The organism is Turicibacter faecis (assembly GCF_037076425.1).
GTDB lineage: Bacteria > Bacillota_I > Bacilli_A > MOL361 > Turicibacteraceae > Turicibacter > Turicibacter faecis.
In genome coordinates, this window is record NZ_AP028127.1 from 409804 (window position 1) to 426361 (window position 16558).

19 protein-coding genes and 1 riboswitch are annotated in these 16558 nt (G+C 36.9%); of the genes, 13 read left to right on the plus strand and 6 right to left on the minus strand.

The genetic code is table 11. From position 1 onward, the window contains the following. Positions 1–307: 307 nt before the first annotated feature. The 4 genes from tnpC to AACH31_RS02010 all read right to left on the minus strand — a co-directional run bounded on the left by tnpC (position 308) and on the right by AACH31_RS02010 (position 2738). On the minus strand, positions 308–1891 hold the full coding sequence (gene tnpC, locus AACH31_RS01995) for an IS66 family transposase (protein WP_338617796.1): 1584 nt from the start codon (positions 1889–1891) through the stop codon (positions 308–310). An 83-nt stretch (positions 1892–1974) separates the two neighbouring features. Beyond that, positions 1975–2331 (minus strand): IS66 family insertion sequence element accessory protein TnpB, encoded by a 357-nt coding sequence (tnpB, locus tag AACH31_RS02000; protein WP_161832238.1) that lies wholly within the window; start codon positions 2329–2331, stop codon positions 1975–1977. Beyond that, positions 2321–2491 carry a hypothetical protein gene (locus tag AACH31_RS02005; protein WP_161832239.1) on the minus strand — a complete coding sequence of 57 codons (171 nt, stop codon included), beginning with the start codon at positions 2489–2491 and terminating at the stop codon, positions 2321–2323. The genes tnpB and AACH31_RS02005 overlap by 11 nt, the downstream gene beginning before the upstream one ends. A gap of 79 nt (positions 2492–2570) precedes the next feature. After that, positions 2571–2738 (minus strand): helix-turn-helix domain-containing protein, encoded by a 168-nt coding sequence (locus tag AACH31_RS02010; RefSeq protein WP_338617797.1) that lies wholly within the window; start codon positions 2736–2738, stop codon positions 2571–2573. Positions 2739–3488: 750 nt separating this feature from the next. Here AACH31_RS02010 and AACH31_RS02015 point away from each other — a divergent pair. The 3 genes from AACH31_RS02015 to AACH31_RS02025 all read left to right on the plus strand — a co-directional run bounded on the left by AACH31_RS02015 (position 3489) and on the right by AACH31_RS02025 (position 5423). Next, positions 3489–3758, plus strand: coding sequence for a Mor transcription activator family protein (locus AACH31_RS02015; RefSeq protein ID WP_161832925.1), 270 nt, complete (start codon positions 3489–3491; stop codon positions 3756–3758). Between the two features lie 44 nt (positions 3759–3802). After that, positions 3803–4036, plus strand: a complete 234-nt coding sequence (locus AACH31_RS02020; protein WP_161832924.1) for an HTH-like domain-containing protein — start codon at positions 3803–3805, stop codon at positions 4034–4036. Between the two features lie 496 nt (positions 4037–4532). Then, complete coding sequence (locus tag AACH31_RS02025) at positions 4533–5423, plus strand: glucosaminidase domain-containing protein (RefSeq protein ID WP_161832923.1); 891 nt, start codon at positions 4533–4535, stop codon at positions 5421–5423. 120 nt (positions 5424–5543) lie between these two features. Here AACH31_RS02025 and AACH31_RS02030 read toward each other — a convergent pair whose 3' ends face one another. Next, a complete protein-coding gene (locus tag AACH31_RS02030; RefSeq protein WP_338617798.1) occupies positions 5544–6215 on the minus strand; it encodes a manganese catalase family protein in 672 nt (223 codons plus the stop codon). Positions 6216–6409: 194 nt separating this feature from the next. On the opposite strand from AACH31_RS02030, the gene AACH31_RS02035 reads away from it, so the two are divergent. From AACH31_RS02035 to AACH31_RS02050, 4 genes are all read left to right on the plus strand, one after another. Next, positions 6410–6712, plus strand: a complete 303-nt coding sequence (locus AACH31_RS02035; protein WP_262951202.1) for a hypothetical protein — start codon at positions 6410–6412, stop codon at positions 6710–6712. Between the two features lie 18 nt (positions 6713–6730). After that, positions 6731–7879, plus strand: coding sequence for a hypothetical protein (locus tag AACH31_RS02040; protein WP_338617800.1), 1149 nt, complete (start codon positions 6731–6733; stop codon positions 7877–7879). Positions 7880–8020: 141 nt separating this feature from the next. Next, positions 8021–8827, plus strand: a complete 807-nt coding sequence (locus AACH31_RS02045) for a hypothetical protein (RefSeq protein WP_338617801.1) — start codon at positions 8021–8023, stop codon at positions 8825–8827. Positions 8828–9129: 302 nt separating this feature from the next. Further along, complete coding sequence (locus tag AACH31_RS02050) at positions 9130–10107, plus strand: helix-turn-helix transcriptional regulator (RefSeq protein ID WP_262951205.1); 978 nt, start codon at positions 9130–9132, stop codon at positions 10105–10107. A gap of 106 nt (positions 10108–10213) precedes the next feature. Here the strand turns inward: AACH31_RS02050 and AACH31_RS02055 are convergent, their stop codons facing one another. After that, complete coding sequence (locus tag AACH31_RS02055) at positions 10214–11122, minus strand: SDR family oxidoreductase (RefSeq protein ID WP_161830911.1); 909 nt, start codon at positions 11120–11122, stop codon at positions 10214–10216. A gap of 236 nt (positions 11123–11358) precedes the next feature. Here AACH31_RS02055 and AACH31_RS02060 point away from each other — a divergent pair, with 236 nt between their 5' ends. The 6 genes from AACH31_RS02060 (at position 11359) to AACH31_RS02085 (ending at position 16307) form a co-directional block, all read left to right on the plus strand. Next, positions 11359–11718 (plus strand): hypothetical protein, encoded by a 360-nt coding sequence (locus tag AACH31_RS02060; protein WP_262951206.1) that lies wholly within the window; start codon positions 11359–11361, stop codon positions 11716–11718. Positions 11719–11825: 107 nt separating this feature from the next. Continuing rightward, positions 11826–11910: riboswitch (cyclic di-GMP riboswitch) on the plus strand. A gap of 13 nt (positions 11911–11923) precedes the next feature. After that, a complete protein-coding gene (locus AACH31_RS02065; RefSeq protein WP_161830913.1) occupies positions 11924–12997 on the plus strand; it encodes an EAL domain-containing protein in 1074 nt (357 codons plus the stop codon). 302 nt (positions 12998–13299) lie between these two features. After that, a complete protein-coding gene (locus AACH31_RS02070; protein WP_161830914.1) occupies positions 13300–14205 on the plus strand; it encodes a hypothetical protein in 906 nt (301 codons plus the stop codon). Continuing rightward, complete coding sequence (locus tag AACH31_RS02075; RefSeq protein ID WP_161830915.1) at positions 14193–14858, plus strand: hypothetical protein; 666 nt, start codon at positions 14193–14195, stop codon at positions 14856–14858. The genes AACH31_RS02070 and AACH31_RS02075 overlap by 13 nt, the downstream gene beginning before the upstream one ends. 15 nt (positions 14859–14873) lie before the next feature. Next, positions 14874–15668, plus strand: coding sequence for a polymer-forming cytoskeletal protein (locus AACH31_RS02080; RefSeq protein ID WP_161830916.1), 795 nt, complete (start codon positions 14874–14876; stop codon positions 15666–15668). Positions 15669–15677: 9 nt separating this feature from the next. Beyond that, on the plus strand, positions 15678–16307 hold the full coding sequence (locus tag AACH31_RS02085; protein WP_161830917.1) for a DUF4004 family protein: 630 nt from the start codon (positions 15678–15680) through the stop codon (positions 16305–16307). Positions 16308–16558: the final 251 nt, after the last annotated feature.

Genomic DNA, 16558 nt, shown 5'->3' on the forward strand with positions numbered 1-16558 from the left:
AAAAGTCAGGAAGAACCACTTTTTTATTGACATTTATAATATAGGAAATAAGTATATTTTATCAAACACATAGGTAAATACCTATACATCGTAAAGAGTCTTAATATAATAAGGATAAAAAAAAGTCATCGAAAGATGACTTTTTTAATGAGTGTAGGGGGAAAGACCCTAGTTTTGATTTTCGATACTAATAATATCTCGAATATCTTCAATATCTAGGGCATCTGCAATGTAAGCGGGTAATTATAATACGGATAGAAAAAAAGCAAGGTTCGTTGTACACTAAAGGCACACTGAATCTTGCTTTTTATTTACAATTTTCTTGAATTATTTTTGACCAGGGTAAAAAGTCCCCCAATAGCTGTGGATTTACTAAGAATTCGCAATTTGGAAGTTTTTCAAAAAGGTAGGTTAAATAACGATAGACATTTAATCCGTTGGCTTTGGCTGTTTCAATTAAGGTATATGCCATGGCGTTTGCTTGGGCCCCTTTGACACTCGTTGAAAAGAGGTAATTCTTACGTCCAACGACAACGGGTCTAATAGCTTGTTCGGCTAAATTATTAGAGATCTCTAAACGTCCATTTGACAAGAATTCTGTGAGTGCTCGTCTTTGGTTCTGGGCATAAACAATCGCTGTTTGTAACTTACCTTTAACCGTACGAATCCCTTCAATAAATTGATAAAAGGATTCAATGATTGGCCGAATTTTTGATTCTCTTTGGATTTGACGTTCCTCAGGGGAAAGGTGTATCAACTCTCGTTCTAACCGAAAGATTTGATTACAGAAGTGAACGGCTTGTTTGGCTTTCCCATGTTCCGTTGAAACCTCTTGAAATTTCCGGCGTGCATGTGCCCAACACCCCACGGTGGTCACATTTGGCAAATCTTTGTAAGCTATATAGCCATCACAATGAAGCCATCCTTTAAACGACCGAAGTAGTTCTAAAATAACAGACTTCGCGCGTGTTAAATCGGCGTGATAAAAAACAATGGGATGGGACACATCTTTGATGGTACGAATCAACCAAATTCGAGCCTCTGATGTAGCAGGTTTTCCATCCGAACGATTTAAAATCTGATAATATGTTTCATCCGCATGTAGGACCTCTTGTTGGCGTAATTTATCTAGAAATAGTTTATATAAAGGTTCTAGCCAATCAAAAGAGGCACGGATAATCCAATTAGAGAGAGTTTTCCGACTTACTTCTAATCCATAAGACGACCATTCTTTCTCTTGGCGATAAGTTGGTAATCCGAGTTCAAATTTTTGATGAAAAAGCCAAGCCAATGTTGTTGGTCCTGCTAAGCTACGTTGGATAGGTCCCTTAGGAACCTCGGCACAACGAATGGATTTAGCTTCAAGATTAGGATCATGACAATCACATTCGTAGGCATGTGAAATATAAACTTTCTTATATAATCGTGCAGGTACAAAACAGACTTCTTCACGAACAACCTTTTTCCCCATTGGTTTCATGGCATGACCGCAATGGTCACATGTACAATCCTCTCCATGAAGTTCACAATGAACTTCTTCAATAGGTAAATCTTTCGTTAATTCTGCTTTACGACCAGATGTCTTACGACGGCGATACGTAATTTCCTCTGTCGGTTCATCCTTTGTCAGAGGTTCTTCTAATACAGGATCCCCAAAAAGGGTAAGCTGACCTGGATCAACCTTAGTTTTCTCGCTTGAGGATCCAAAAAGCTTTTTTGAAAGAAACTCAACCTGTTCAATAAGCGTATCAATTTTGTCGGTCTGCTCCATCATTTTTAATTGGAGCTTATTAATTTTTTCCTCTTTTTGGGCGAGTAGTTGAGCTTGTTGATCCAGTTTCTTTAATAGTTTCTGATTTTCTTCGATTAGTTTTGATTCAAACGTGTTCAACTTGGCTCACCTCTTTTCTAAATGATTTTATTAGTCTTAGTATGTCCAACTTTATATAGAAAATACAGGATTTATTACCATTTTTAATTAATGCATCCTTTGCGGGCGGGTTTGATAGCTTTAGGCTGTTGGATAGAGAGTCCCTCAAGTAACCAGCGAAGCTCCTGACTCGTTAACTTTTTGACTTCTTCTTGGTTTCGTGGCCATTGAAGGTTCCCATTCTCTAGCCTTTTATATAAGAGGATAAAGCCATCCGTATCCCAATAAAGTGCTTTAAATCGATCCTTTTTTAGACCACAGAAAAGAAATAAGGCATCATCAAATAAATCTAAATTATATTTATCCGTAATAATTCCCGCGAGACGATCAATCCCACAACGCATATCCGTCCGACCACAAACGACAAAAATATTTTTAACATGAGTGAAATCAACTAACATTTTTCATCAACTCCGTCAGAACTCTCCTTAAAAGATCGTCATTAATCCCAGGATAAAAAGTTATTTCACTTCCATTCAGTTGAACACAACAGATGGGAGTTCTTTTTTTAGTGGAATCTGTTTCAAGTTGAATCGGAACAATTAATGGACTTTCCTTCATAAAAATGACCTCCTTTTCTTTGATAGCTAAAGTATAGCTCAAAGTTGGAGGTCAAAATAGACATGTTTATATTACGCGCTTACTCTGCAATCCTCTCAATATGATTAAAATTAATGTTTTTTCTCTTTTGATTAGCTAGTTCACTCAAAGCAGCATGACGGATATCAGTTAGTCGAGATAACTCTCTTAATGATAAACCTTCTTGCTGAAGTAGTTCATTAAGATTCACAATAACTTTTTTAGACATTTATGAAGTACCTACCTTTGAAAAGAATTGCTCCCTCAAGAAAAATATCATATAATGTAAAATGACGTGGTACGCGTAAACGTACCGAAGGGGGAAATAGGGAATGATTTTAGTAAACTACTAAAAGATAAGTACTAAATTGTCGATAATATCATGTTTTTCTAGGTATTTTGTCGATATTTGATGGATAATTGAAGAGGGAAGATATCACTAATTTTAAGAAATAAATTAGGCCCATACTAGTATGAATAATAATGGATTATCTCATTGATAGTAATTATTGGGAAAAGGAATAAGGCGCTTTTTTGATCGCCGGGGAGGATCAAAAAGGAAGTGAATGTTTAGTATTGTTATCTAAACCCTTCTCTTTAAAATGTACTGTAAAATTTTATTCTCAGACAAAAATCACTAAAATTTAATTAAAAATTTAAAAAGTAGATATCAGGTACGCGATCAAATTAACTAGAAAGCATGGATTATTTATCGAAATTTCGACGCGTAACCGGTTATAATATGAAAAAAATATCGACAAATTCAGACATTTTGGATGAATTTTAGTTTATTTATTCTTATCTATCTAAGAAGAGGAAAAGTGTTAAAGCCCTTGATTTAAAGGCTTTTTTTGTTGATTTATCTCCTTTTAATAACTCTAATATTGGAATTATTTGTGGAATTTTACAAGGAAAAACTGCAATGATAATTTTGGATAAAAACTTTATGATTGAGAGAGTCTATTGAAGGAGGTGAATCATGAAAGGTAAGGCACAGGACTATAACGGAATCTATAGTGACATGGTAGAGGTATTAGGCGAGGAAATGACTCATAAGATTTATCAGTATTATAGGGGACAACAGGTGTCTTTCCCAATGAGATTATATAGTAAAACATACACCGAGAAGTATTTAAAACAACATTATAATGGAAAGAATTTAAGAGATTTAGCGAGAACATTAGGGTATTCTGAACGTTGGATTAAGCAATTAATTGATCAGTTTGGAATCGAATCGAAAGAGACCTAATGTCCGTTTAATATAGAACTTAGTAATAAGATAGGGTGATATGTGTGGAGGAGTTGCGATTAGGAAAAGCCTTAAGAGAGTTATACAATCAGGCTGCGCAGGCACAAGATCGCGTTATTATGTTATATTTATTTGGGGTTAAACACGGAAAGATGATTGTAGAGAAGCAATTATCCCTTAGTTATATTTTATGTTATGCGCAATTGCCGGAGTCGTATAGGAGTGAGATTGAAAAAGGGATTAAATTGGGTCAATACGTGAAAGCCATAGAGAGATAAAAGCTAAATCTAAATTTATGATGAACCGTTCAACCTATATGAATCTCAAAGGCTCATTGCTAGATTCGCCCTTAAGAGAATATCGTTTGAAAAAGATTTTTACAAATCTTAATCGCTCAAAACAATGAGTGGATAACAGGGTGATTAAAATAGAGGTAGAGTGAATACTCGTCGAATACTACTCTTTTTTTATGCTCACGTCTAGGAAGGTAGGAGAAGAAATAGCTCCGAGTTATAAGTTTTTAACAAAAAAAATAACCTAATTTCCCAAGTGGATTAGGTTATTTTTTTGTTTATTTATATAATAATCGGATAAATTATAGTAAAAATGTCCACAATTAATTAAAGATACGGTAGATTTGTATGAAAACATTCCAAAGGGGTCAACCGATTAAAATTTATGCTATAATAAATAAACTAAAAGACAACTGGATGGGAGGATGTTCATCCATTTTTCGTTGAGTGTAAAGTAGACTTTTAGAAATAGGGGGATTTTATGAAGAAAAGTTTTGTATCAGTCCTTTTTATTCCAATATTGGTGCTTAGTTATTTTGGTTTTTTTTCAGGGGAAAATTTTAATCATTCATTAAAAAGGGAACAATTAGACCTTCCCTTTATTATTAATTATGTCGATGAGCAAGGGGGAGACCAGTTTCAATTAAATTGGCAGGAGCTTATCGCTTTAATTGCCGTCGATGATACGAAAGACTTATCGCAAATTTCCGCTACAGATTTAGAAGAGGTAGGTTCTTATTTTATTCAAGATGGCGTTTTACAGTCTTTTGAGCAAGTTTTAGACTCAAGGGCATATAGCGAAACTGAAAGGGAGAAAGCCTATGAACATTTAAATATGCTTGCCGATTATGGGTATGTTCCTCATAAATTAAAATCAGATTCATTTGAAATGATGTTTATTAACTCTTTAAAGGAAGGTGCCATTGAAAACTATCGACTTTATGGAATATTACCGTCGATTACAATTGCGCAAGCTATTTTAGAATCTAACTTTGGCCAATCAGAATTATCTTTACAAGCTAATAACTTGTTTGGAATTAAAGTTGGAGTTAACTGGGATGGCGAGGCGATCACGGTTGCAACAACAGAGGGGTATAATACTGAAGTGATGGATACTTTTCGAAGTTATGGATCATTCAAAGAATCTCTTATTGACCATGGCGAATTTTTAGTTAACAATCCAAGATATAAAAATCACGGTGTCTTTGAGGCTAAAACCTATCGCTCCCAAGCACAGGCTTTAGAGGATGCTGGGTATAGTACGGTCATGGATGAACAGGGAAATAAAATATACGCCCAAAGAATTGGTGAATTAATTCGGCAATATAATTTGCAGTTAATTGATCATTCATTACATGTAAGTGAGAACTGAAAAAACATAAGACACCTTGTCAAATTGGAAGGTGTCTTATGTTTTAAAAAGGGTAAAAATAAAAGTGGACACATTTATGGTCCACTTTTATTGTGAGGATGAATATTTTTAAATGGAATCTTATTTATTTGGGTTTTCAAATGATGGAGGTGTTGGATTTGGCGATTCATGTTTAGGTCCTGGACTTGATAAGTCAAAGTAGAGTTTAGAATCTTCAGTTACCCCAAAGTCACGATTAGAACCCGTATTTTTTACTTTATTGAGGGCCTCTCGGAAGAGAGCATTGTGGGCTTCTTCACGATTGAGTAGAAAGTCGATTGTCTCTCTTACATATTTATCATCAATTTGACGGTATAAATATTCATAAACAACTTTTGCCCGTTGTTCAGATGCGATGTTTGAGAGAAGGTCAGCTACTAAATCACCGGTAACATTGACATAAGTCGCTGTCCAAGGAAATCCTGATGAATTAACCAGTTCTGGATTTAGACCATGCACAACATGTGCTTCTACTTCCCCCGCAACTGCTGCTTGGTAATTTAAATCATGACCATTTAACAGGTTAATCGTTTGAGCAACAATTTCCATATGGCTTAATTCTTCAGCAGCGATGTCTAAAAAGAGGTCTTTAATCTCAGGGTCTTTAATGCGAAAGCTTTGTGACATATATTGTAATGCTGCTTTTAACTCTCCATTTTCACCACCTAATTGTTCTTGTAAGAGGATGGCATATTGTGGGTTTGGACGTTCAACCCGAACAGGGTGCAAATATTGTTTTTCATGTTTAAACATAGAGGAACCTCCTGATAGTAATTTCAACCTTAGGGTGGACCTTTTTTTTTCCCTATACCCTTTTTTAAAAAAGAGCAGACGTTAGTTGATAGGTAATGGTAAAATAGAGACATCTAGTCAGAATAGATTTTAAATCGCTATATTTAATAAGAGTAAGATTAAAATAATTATGAAGATAGGAGTTTTGTAAACGGATGAGCCCATTAGAACAAAAGCTACAACAAGAAGTAATAAAAAATTGTCAACATATTGAAACGGTGTACGGTTGTAAAATGACGCGTCTTGTTCAAACGATTGAACGATTCGGCATTGTTAAAACAGCACGCGAAATTTTTCGTAAGCGTCGAACTTCTGATAATTTTAATCGTCTCGTCGAACTTGGACAAACGAAGTTAACGATGGAAGCAGTCATTGTGAAGGGAGAGTATGCCCAGTTATTTACGGACGAAGAAGTCAATTTATGTTATGAATTATTATGTGAGAATGGATATTACTAGAAAAATAGGGGGAAGGTCATGAAGACAAAAATCGGGTTTTTACTTGCAATGATGATGCTTGCGGGGTGTCAGTCGCCAAAAGATCAGAAGATTGAGGAGCAACCAGTCGAAGAGGTGTCAAAGAAAAGAGAAGAAATAACGACAAATTTAACAAATCAGGACTTAACTCATCTTAATGAATATTTAAGTGAGTTAAGTCAAGCGGGTTTTTTATCGTATGATAGCCAATCTCCAGATCAGACCCAGCTATTAGATTTAGGTTTTATGCTCTATGCGTTTGAAGGAAAAATTCCTGATAGAGTGGAGGTTGACGGTGCGTCTTACAACCCATTTCCGTATGAGGAATTTAACAAAAAACTGAATTTTTATTTTGATTGTCAGTTAGAGAAGGAAGGAAACGATGAGTGGTTATTTCAAGAGGATACATTTTATCATCCCTTACTTGAAACCGGATTTTCGAAAAATAAGGTGACCCAAGTTGACCGAGTATTTGATAATGGGGATGGAAGCTTTTTAGTAGAGGGAACCCTATATCGTTTCAAGTCAAGTATGGAAGAAGATCTTTATCCTCAATATGTTCAACCTAAATCAACGTGGACATCTTCAATGGAGGCTCAACTTATCGGAAATGTGACGGTGACATTTGTTCAATCAGAAAAGCTTTTACATGATGTGATTGATCAGTATCAAGCGAATTATTTTGAGGGGGTCGAAGAAGAGGCTTCTGATGAGAGTCAAGAAGTGAATGCAGATCGTACCGAATATGAAGAGCCTCAGAGTGAAACAGTAGAGGAGGAAGATCATTTAGAAATCCCAGATGAACGAACATATTCTCCGACTGACTATATCCCGGCTTATCAAACAGATATTTTTGATTATGAGCAACAACCTATTCTAACAGCAGGGGTGGTTGATTATATTATGGAAGGAGACGGCGCACCGGGAAGTTATACAGCCATTTTAAATATTGTTCCATATAGCAACGATTACCCGTATACTATTTCTTTAACTGTTTCGAATAAGTTCCCACAATTACAGGTAGGCGATCGATTAGAGGTCTACATCGTACCTGAGGTTCGAGATATTGAAGAATCAGAGGGTGTTATTATAGCTGAGTTACAATACTTTAGATATTTAAGTGAAGAAGAGTTAGCTTCTAGATTTTAAATGAAGGGAACCAAATTTCTAATATGAAATTTGATTCTTTTTTTAACAAAAAAAGGTAAACTCAAGATGGTCGCCGACGAAATTTGACGGAGATTATAGGTATAATAAGAGTAGCGTCAGGCAAGATGGGGGGAAACTGGGATGAAAAAGTTAATTTGTTTAATCATAGGGACTCTTTTGTTATCGGGGTGTCAACCCGTGTTAAAAGGAATCGAGGAGGTAGTGGATTCAAAAATAAAAACTTCGCCAAAAACGGAGATAACCGAAGAAAAACCGGAGATAACCGAAGAAAAACCGGAGATAACCGAAGAAAAACCAACGATACTTGAAGAGAAAAAAGAGATAACTGATCGGTTAACTAATGAGGATTTTTATCGTGCTAATCATTATTTTAGTAGATTAAATGAGACAGGGATGAGCACCTATCAAGAGGGGGTAACGACCCATGAAGAATTGTTAAATCTAGCGTATTGGTTATATGTTGGGGAGGGTGGGGAAGTCAATCATGAGCTATTGAATGAGACGTATTACGATGTTATTCCTTATGATAATTTTAATGAACAAATTAGTCTTTATTTTGACCATGAGTTGGAGAAAAAGGGAAGTGCGACATGGGGATTTCAGGAAGATAATTATTATCAACCCGCACTAGAATGTGGATTTTTATCCTCAAATTTTACTCAAGTGGATCGCGTGTTTGAAATCGAGGAGGATCGCTTTTTAGTCGAAGGAACGATTTATCGTTTTGATCCTGCAATGGTCGATTATTCCTACTTTGAATACCTTCAACCTAAATCAACGTGGCAGCCTGCAATGGATAGTGAGTTGATTGGAAATATGGTCGCCGTTTTAAAACCAGCTGCTCAAGGGGAGCGTTTGGTGATAGAATCGTATGAGACCAATTACTTTGCTCCTGAATATAGCGATGTTGTGTCGGATGTGGAATAGGATGAAGTTACTATCCCATAAGCAATGAGATGTTTGTGTTGTGTGAAGGTATAAAAAGATGGGACCCTTATTAAATAGAAAAATAAGTAAATCGTGACCGCAGTCAAACTGCTTTTCAATCAGTTCTTAAAAAGGATGAACCTTAACTTAACAGGTCATCCTTTTTCTTTGAACAAATAATTTTTAACTATTTTTTTGTACCGACAAATTGTGTCGGTATTGCTTAGTATAATGGTAGGAGATGAAGAATTACTTCCGATGTAGATGATAAGAGAATTTTTTTAGTAGTGGGTGATAATGATATGTATGATAAAAATACACGAATTTTATATATGCTAGAACGGTTATTAGAAAAGAGTGAATTCTCAAAGGAAGAAATTCAAGAAATGTTTAGGATTGATAGTCGGACGTTTGAACGAGATATTGCAACATTACGTACTTATTTTAGTCATCGAATGGGGTCGATGGGGGACCAATACATTGAATATGACTATCAAAAAAAGAAGTATTACTTAAAAAATCCCGTTAATCAACCGCTAGATGCCAAGCAAGTGTTAGTTTTGATTAAACTCTTACTTGGTACACGTTCGTTAGCTGTTGAAGAACTTGACCAGATGATTGACTCCCTTTGTACGTTGTTAGACATGAATGATAAAAAAAGGATCCAAAATTTTATTAGTAATGAACGGCTTCATTTTACGCCGCTTAAACATGAACAACAATTAATGGATCGCATATGGGACTTTAGTCAATTAATTGATAGTTCTCATAAAATGATCATGGAATATAAAAAGGCGAATCATACGATATCGACTTATACAGTTGCCCCAGTTGGACTCCTGTTCTGTGATTTTTATTTCTATGTGGTGTGTTATGTGACCGACAGAGAAATCCCATATCCGATTTCCTTCCGTGTCGATCGAATTTTATCGTATCAAGTGTTGAAAGAAACATTTAAAATTCCGTATGCTCACCGATTTGAATCCGGTGATTTTCGTAACAAAATTAACATGATGTATCAGGGGGAGTTGATTAAGTTTACGTTTAAATTTACGGGTCATTCCGTTGAAGCAGTGCTTGATAAATTTCCTATCTCACGAGTGATTGAAGAGGGCGACGGATACTGTATTATTGAGGCAATGGCTTATGAACAAGGACTACTCATGTGGATCTTTAGTCAAGGGGATTGGATCCACCTATTATCTCCACAAGATTTAATTGAAAAAGCAAAGGCACGTTTAAACCGCATGCAGCGTTACTATGAACCATTAGAAGCTTAAAAAGGGTGAGTCTATCCGTTTGAGATAGGCTCACCCTTCTTTTATAGATGAGAGGTTCACAACTGATGAATGAGTTGAGGTGATTAACATAGATCATGTTGAGTCATTAACTCCCTGTAATCGTTCCTCCATTTGGATGAAGAATTTGTCCGGTCATATAACTTGAATCATCGCTTGCTAAGAAGACGTAAGATTCAGCTACTTCGAACGGTTGACCTGCCCGATTCATCGGAACTTTTGGTGTTTTTGTTCCGAATGTTTCAATGTGCTCCGCTGACCAAGAGGCAGGTTGGAGAGGGGTCCAAATAGGTCCAGGGGCGACTCCATTCACACGAATGCCACGATCGACTAAGGAACTAGAAAGCGATCGAGTGAACGCAACAATAGCCCCTTTAGTAGCACTATAATCGATCAATTGTTTTTCTCCCTCGTAAGCGGTGACGGAAGTCGTATTAATAATTGTACTTCCCGATTTTAGATGAGGAAGCGCAGCTTGGACAAGATAGAAAAAAGAATATATATTTGTCTTAAAAGTTAAATCTAATTGTTCGGCACTTATATCAAGAATACTATCGGCAGTATATTGGACGGCGTGATTATTAACAAGGATATCAAGTTTTTGAAAATGTTTCAGTGTCTTTTCGACGGCTTCTTTTGTGTGGTCGATGTCAGTTAAATCGCCCGAAATTAAGATACATTCCTGACCTAGTTCTAAAATATGTTGCTTTGTCTCCTTTGCGTCGATTTCTTCGTTTAAATAGGCAATGGCCACGTTGGCCCCTTCGCGTGCAAAGGCATAGGCAACTGCCCGGCCAATACCGGAATCTCCTCCTGTAATCAGGGCAACTTTGCCTTTCAATCGCCCACTTCCTTTAATATATGGATTTTCTGAGATGGGACGAGGGTTCATCAAATATTCCATCCCCGGTTGCTGATCCTGATGTTGCAAAGGAAACGCAACCTCAATCTCTTCACAGTTTTCAACAGTTCCAAGCTTTTTATAAACGGGATACATAGGACACCTCCTTAGTTTCTCTGTATTCCATGCATAACGTCATAGGATACGAGAGGTGACGATGAGGATGCAAATCTTCTTAAAAGTAAAACATTTCTCGTCATTAATATATATGAAAAAAGCGTGATATTTATGATTTTAGTGGGGATTTTGGAAAAAATGACACGACCCTTTTGTTATAATAGCGGGAAAGAGACATATATTTGAGATGAAATGATAAATAAGGGGAGAATAACATGAAGGGCATGAATCAATTTGCAAAGACCCACTCGCATGCACTTACGCTGCTAAAAGGGTCAATGGAGAAGAAGAAAGCCAATTTTTATGTTGAAAAAGGGTATCCTTCTTTAAACCATTTTTTAGATCAAAAACATCGGACACCATTTTATGGAGAGATTGAGATGGGGGTTAAAAAAATAAAGGGGAACATTCAACATCACGTTCATTGTTTTTTACGTGAAATCCATCCTCTTTTACTCAAGCTCTTACTAAAGATGAATAATTACGTGTTAATGAACGATGGGAACCCTAAATTTAGAATTATTCACCAACATCTCAAATTAGTGATTACACTTATCACGAAGCAACTCAACTAATACCGAAAACACGATTTGCCTAGATAAAAGGGGAGTTTTAAAAAATTTAATTAAAAATAATTGATGTCGAATGCACAAGAGTCTGATACACTAGAAAGAAGAAAATATTCTGATTTAGATTCGATGAGTGGCTTTCGTGAATGTGGGTACCTTGGAAGTCAGGAGAAAATGGTACAACCGGCTAAATTAGTAGTTGGAGGATAAGATGATTAATAAAGTTTTGGGCAGTAATTTTACGACGAAGAAAATCTTAGCAACAGAAACATTAGGTGAATCATCTCATCTGAGGAAAAGTATTTTGGATTATTTCGGGTTACGATTTATACTTTTAGGTGGATTAGTGATGCCGCATCAGTCTGTTTTGGCAACACCTACAACGAATCAGTTGGAGTTTAGTGAGTATCAACGACAGATGGAGGCTTCAGTGATTGGACTAGTCTTCATTTTAATGGCGGTGGCAACCTTTTTTTCTCATCGTCTCTTAGCGGTTTGGGAAAAGCGAAAACAAAAGTATCGATTTATCCATAAGTTAGCTCATGATGAATTTATTCTTTATTACCAACCGATCGTTAATCCAGATCAACATAAAGTGATGGCATGTGAGGCGTTATTAAGGATGAAAGACAACGATAACATTTTATCACCGTTTCATTTTCTAGAGACGGTTGAGGAACTTGGATTAATGGAACGCATCACGCTGTGGGTTTTACAACGGGTGATTCAAGATTATCCAGAAATTAAAGCGCATAATCAACATCTTGATGACGAATTTTATATTTCTTTAAATGTTTCCTTTAAAGAGCTAGCTAGCCCTTCATTTATTGAACAGGTAAAGGAGATTTTAGCTCATGTGGATTTAACTGAAATTAAACTTTGTTTTGAGATTATCGAAAAGTATCACCTTGAGAATCAAAGCTTGACGAATCAGGTGATTCGTGAATTAAGATCGCTTGGGGTTAAAGTGGCGATCGATGACTTCGGTGTCGAGTATGCGAATTTAGATATGCTCGATAAAATTGATTATGACATTATTAAGCTAGATAAACATTTTATCGATGAAATCCAAACCTCTTTTATTCGCCAGGCATCCGTCTTATTTATAGGAAAAGTGATTGAATATTATCAAAAAAGAATGGTGATGGAAGGGTTAGAGTATCCTAAACAACTCGAAGTTTTGCAAGAATTATATCCAGGTGTTGTCTATATTCAAGGTTATTTGTATTCACCGCCGATTAGCTTAGAAGAATTCAAAGTATTTACGCTTAAATCGGTAGAGTGAGCAAGTTAAATGTTTAGTCGAATCAATGAGGAATAGAGGGAATGATGCTCAAAGCATTTAAAAAGAGGTGTCCGAACTAGGGCACCTCTTTTTATGACGGGTTGGATACTTTTAAGTAACCATTAATTTAAGCTATGAGGCCTGTTTTAGGAAGAGGACAGGTATTCTTATTTTAGTACACACTGTTTTGTTTGTTTAACTTTTTGCGAAACAATGTTTTATTAACGCGTGACAACGTAACATTGTTAGGTTATATTAAAAGTAGAGTGTAACACTGTCGATAGGGAAAGGTGTTGAGAAAAATGCGTCGTAACGATTGTTTATCTATTAGTGGAAAAGAGCAGGTGTTAGGTGGAAGTTATAAAGAGGTCCGTCTTTCGGGATATGGATCTATTCAAGGAGCGTTGACTGCTGAGCTTTTGAAAGTAAGTGGGCTAGGAATGTTTGATGAAGGTGTAACTGTGTCACAATTAGAAGTAAGTGGCCAAGCAACGTTCAATCATCACCTAGAGGTACATGAGGCAAAGGTAAGTGGTTTGTTAACAGCGAAGAAGAACGTCAGTTGTCAGGAAAAGTTTGTAGTAAGTGGGAAGGTAAAAGGTGAGAGTCGGATGAATATCCGTGAGTTAACAATTTCTGGCCTTTTGACTGCCTTACAGGAACTTGAAGTTGGGATATTAAAGCTTTCAGGAAAATTAAGTGCGAACAGTTTAAAGGTAGAAAACGCAGAGATATCTGGGATGGTAACGATAACAGGGGAACTGTGTGCACATGTGTTAGAGATTCGAGGAATGATGACGGCCGATTCGGTTGAATCCGAAGTCTTAAAAGTGAAAGGACGGATAGATTGTAAGGACATGATTAATTCAGAAAAGGTTGAGATTTCATCAACGTCTGGATCTTCATTTAATGAACTCGGAGCGAGCGACGTTAAAATTTGTGAGTTAGAACCGAAACATGGATTACTATCACGACTTTCAACACTGTGTCATTTATTTTCAGGCACAACCGTCGTCAAAGGGAACTTAATTGAAGCGGATTCTGTTTATGTTGAAAATGCGAGAATAAAAAAAATTCGTGGTCAGGATATCGTGATTGGACCGCACTGTGAAATTGAGGCGATTGAATACAGTGGGACGTTAGTGGTTGATTCAACCTCAACAGTAAAACAAGCAACGATGCAGGAGGAGAAGCGATGTTTAATTTAGAGATAAACGGAATAGGTCAAAGTGGTGGAGGAACATTTGGCGATGTGAGTATTGAAGGGATCGGTCGTTTCACCGGACCTATTAAATGTCAGCAGTTTACGGTCTCAGGTGTTGGTTTTTCAAAAGAGGTTGAGTGTGAGCAGCAGCTCGTCATTGAAGGAACCTTAAAGTCTAAATCTCTTAAAGCGAAAGAGATTCATGTTTCTGGATTATGTAAAGTAGTAGGTGAGATGAAGGCACTTACTTTAAATGTGTTTGGCTATTTACATGTCGATCAATCCCTTAAGTTCGAACAGGCCGTGATTGAAGGGAAAGCCAAATTAAAAGAATCACTTGAGGCGAATCATTTAGAGCTCTTGTTTGTTGAGGATTCTTTTTTTGAGGTCATCACGGCAACCACTATTCGGATGACACGCTCATTAGAAAGTACACGGTTATCACAAAATAAGTGGTTTTCTCTTAAAAAGCGAACGGGGTTAATAAGTGGTGAATTAATCGAGGGAGAGGACATTCATTTAGAATATGCACAAGTCAAACAGGTTTACGGCGATCGTGTGTTTGTAGGGCCGGGATGTCACATCGATACGATTGAGTATAAAGAACAATTAGAAATTGCCCCTGGTTCAGTTGTTAAAACCATTAAACAAATTTAGAAAGGAGAACCGGAAATGGCTAGAAAAATAATGATTTATGGGGATGGATCCGTTTCGGGTGGAGAAGTGTCGAAGGTACGCGTGTTTGGTGACGGAACGATTCAGACTGACGTTGTAGCTGATTCCATTAAAGTTTACGGCACGGCAATGTTTAATGGAAAGGTGGAAGCAGAAGAAATTAAAATTTTAGGTGAGGCACTGTTTAATGGACAGGTGAAAGCGAAGAAAATGAGTGTTTATGGGACTGCTACCTTTGAACAGGAGGTCACCATGAACCGATTAAGTGTTTATGGAATGGTTCAATTATCGAAAGATGCGGTTATTGAGAAGCTAAAAAATATGGGCTATATTCAAATAAATGAGCGCTTAAAAGGGCGAAAAATAAAAAGTTACGGAAGTATAACTGGAAGGGGCCGATTACAGACGGAGACGCTATTATCTAAAGGGGTATTACAACTTGAAGGTGATATTGAAGGAGAGGAGTTAATCTTCAAAGGTGGTGTGTGTCAGGCTGCACTCGTAAATGGTGAAAATGTTGTGATAGAAGTTGCTACTATTTGTCAGTGTCACAGTATTGGGGCTACGAATTTAACCATCAAAAAAGCCGCCTTTAAATCTAATCAACGGGCCCTTATGGTCGCAGAAGAAATTGAGGGTGACCAGTTAAATTTAAGATGTATTCGAGCGAAGGTCGTCCGCGGAGATGTGATTAAACTAGGGGATCATTCTACGATTGACCGGTTAGAATATCGGACGCTAGTAGCCAGTCCATCCAAAACCATTTCGGTTTCACAATCTGTTAGAAGTTAGGTGATAAAAGTGGAAACAGCATTAATCTCAAAAAAAGAGTTATTACAGACGATGAATATCTCATATGGACAACTTTATCGATGGAAGCGTAAAAAACTTATTCCGGAGGAATGGTTTATTAAAAAGTCCGTTTCAACTGGGCAGGAAACCTTTTTTCCCCGTGAACAGGTGCTCGAGAGAATCAGTAAGATTATCGAGTTAAAGGACCAAGTCTCGCTTGATGAATTGTCCGATGTCTTTTCACCAAAAGATGAAGAAATTTCTCTAGAACTAGAACGATTACTTGATAAACAGATTATTACGTTGCAGGGGGTGGCATTGTTTGAACGAATGTTAGAGGGGAGCGCCGATCTATCAGACTTGAAACAGGTGTTAATGGTGAAGATTGTCGATCACCAAGTCGTTAGCGGGAATCTTACGTTTGATGAGGGGAAGTTGCTTTGGCAATTTTTAGATAAGCATTATCAACGCTTAAATAGGGAAGAGTCATGCATATTGTTGATTCGCCATTTAGGATTACCCTTTGTGGTAGGGGCTTTAAATCGGGAGATGGTCATTATTGATGAAGGTGACAAAGTTGTTTTAGAGGTTGAGTTATTAAAAGAGATTGGGAAAATAAAATTAGCCTTATTGGGTTAAATGAATGGATTGAAAAAGGGAAAGAATAGAATTAAAATAGGGGGATTTGTCGATACTAGGATTGATTTTCATCGAAGGCGCCTGTTGATGAGGTGACCATTTGACACTAGTTTTTTTCTCGTATCCTTTTCAAAAGAACAATCACTGGTTTGAATCGGGTGGTCCAAGCCTCGTTCATCACGATGCGTTGAGGCGGTAGTTTGGCGAGTATCAATCCGTGTGCTAGGGTGATTTCCTAAGTTACACGAACA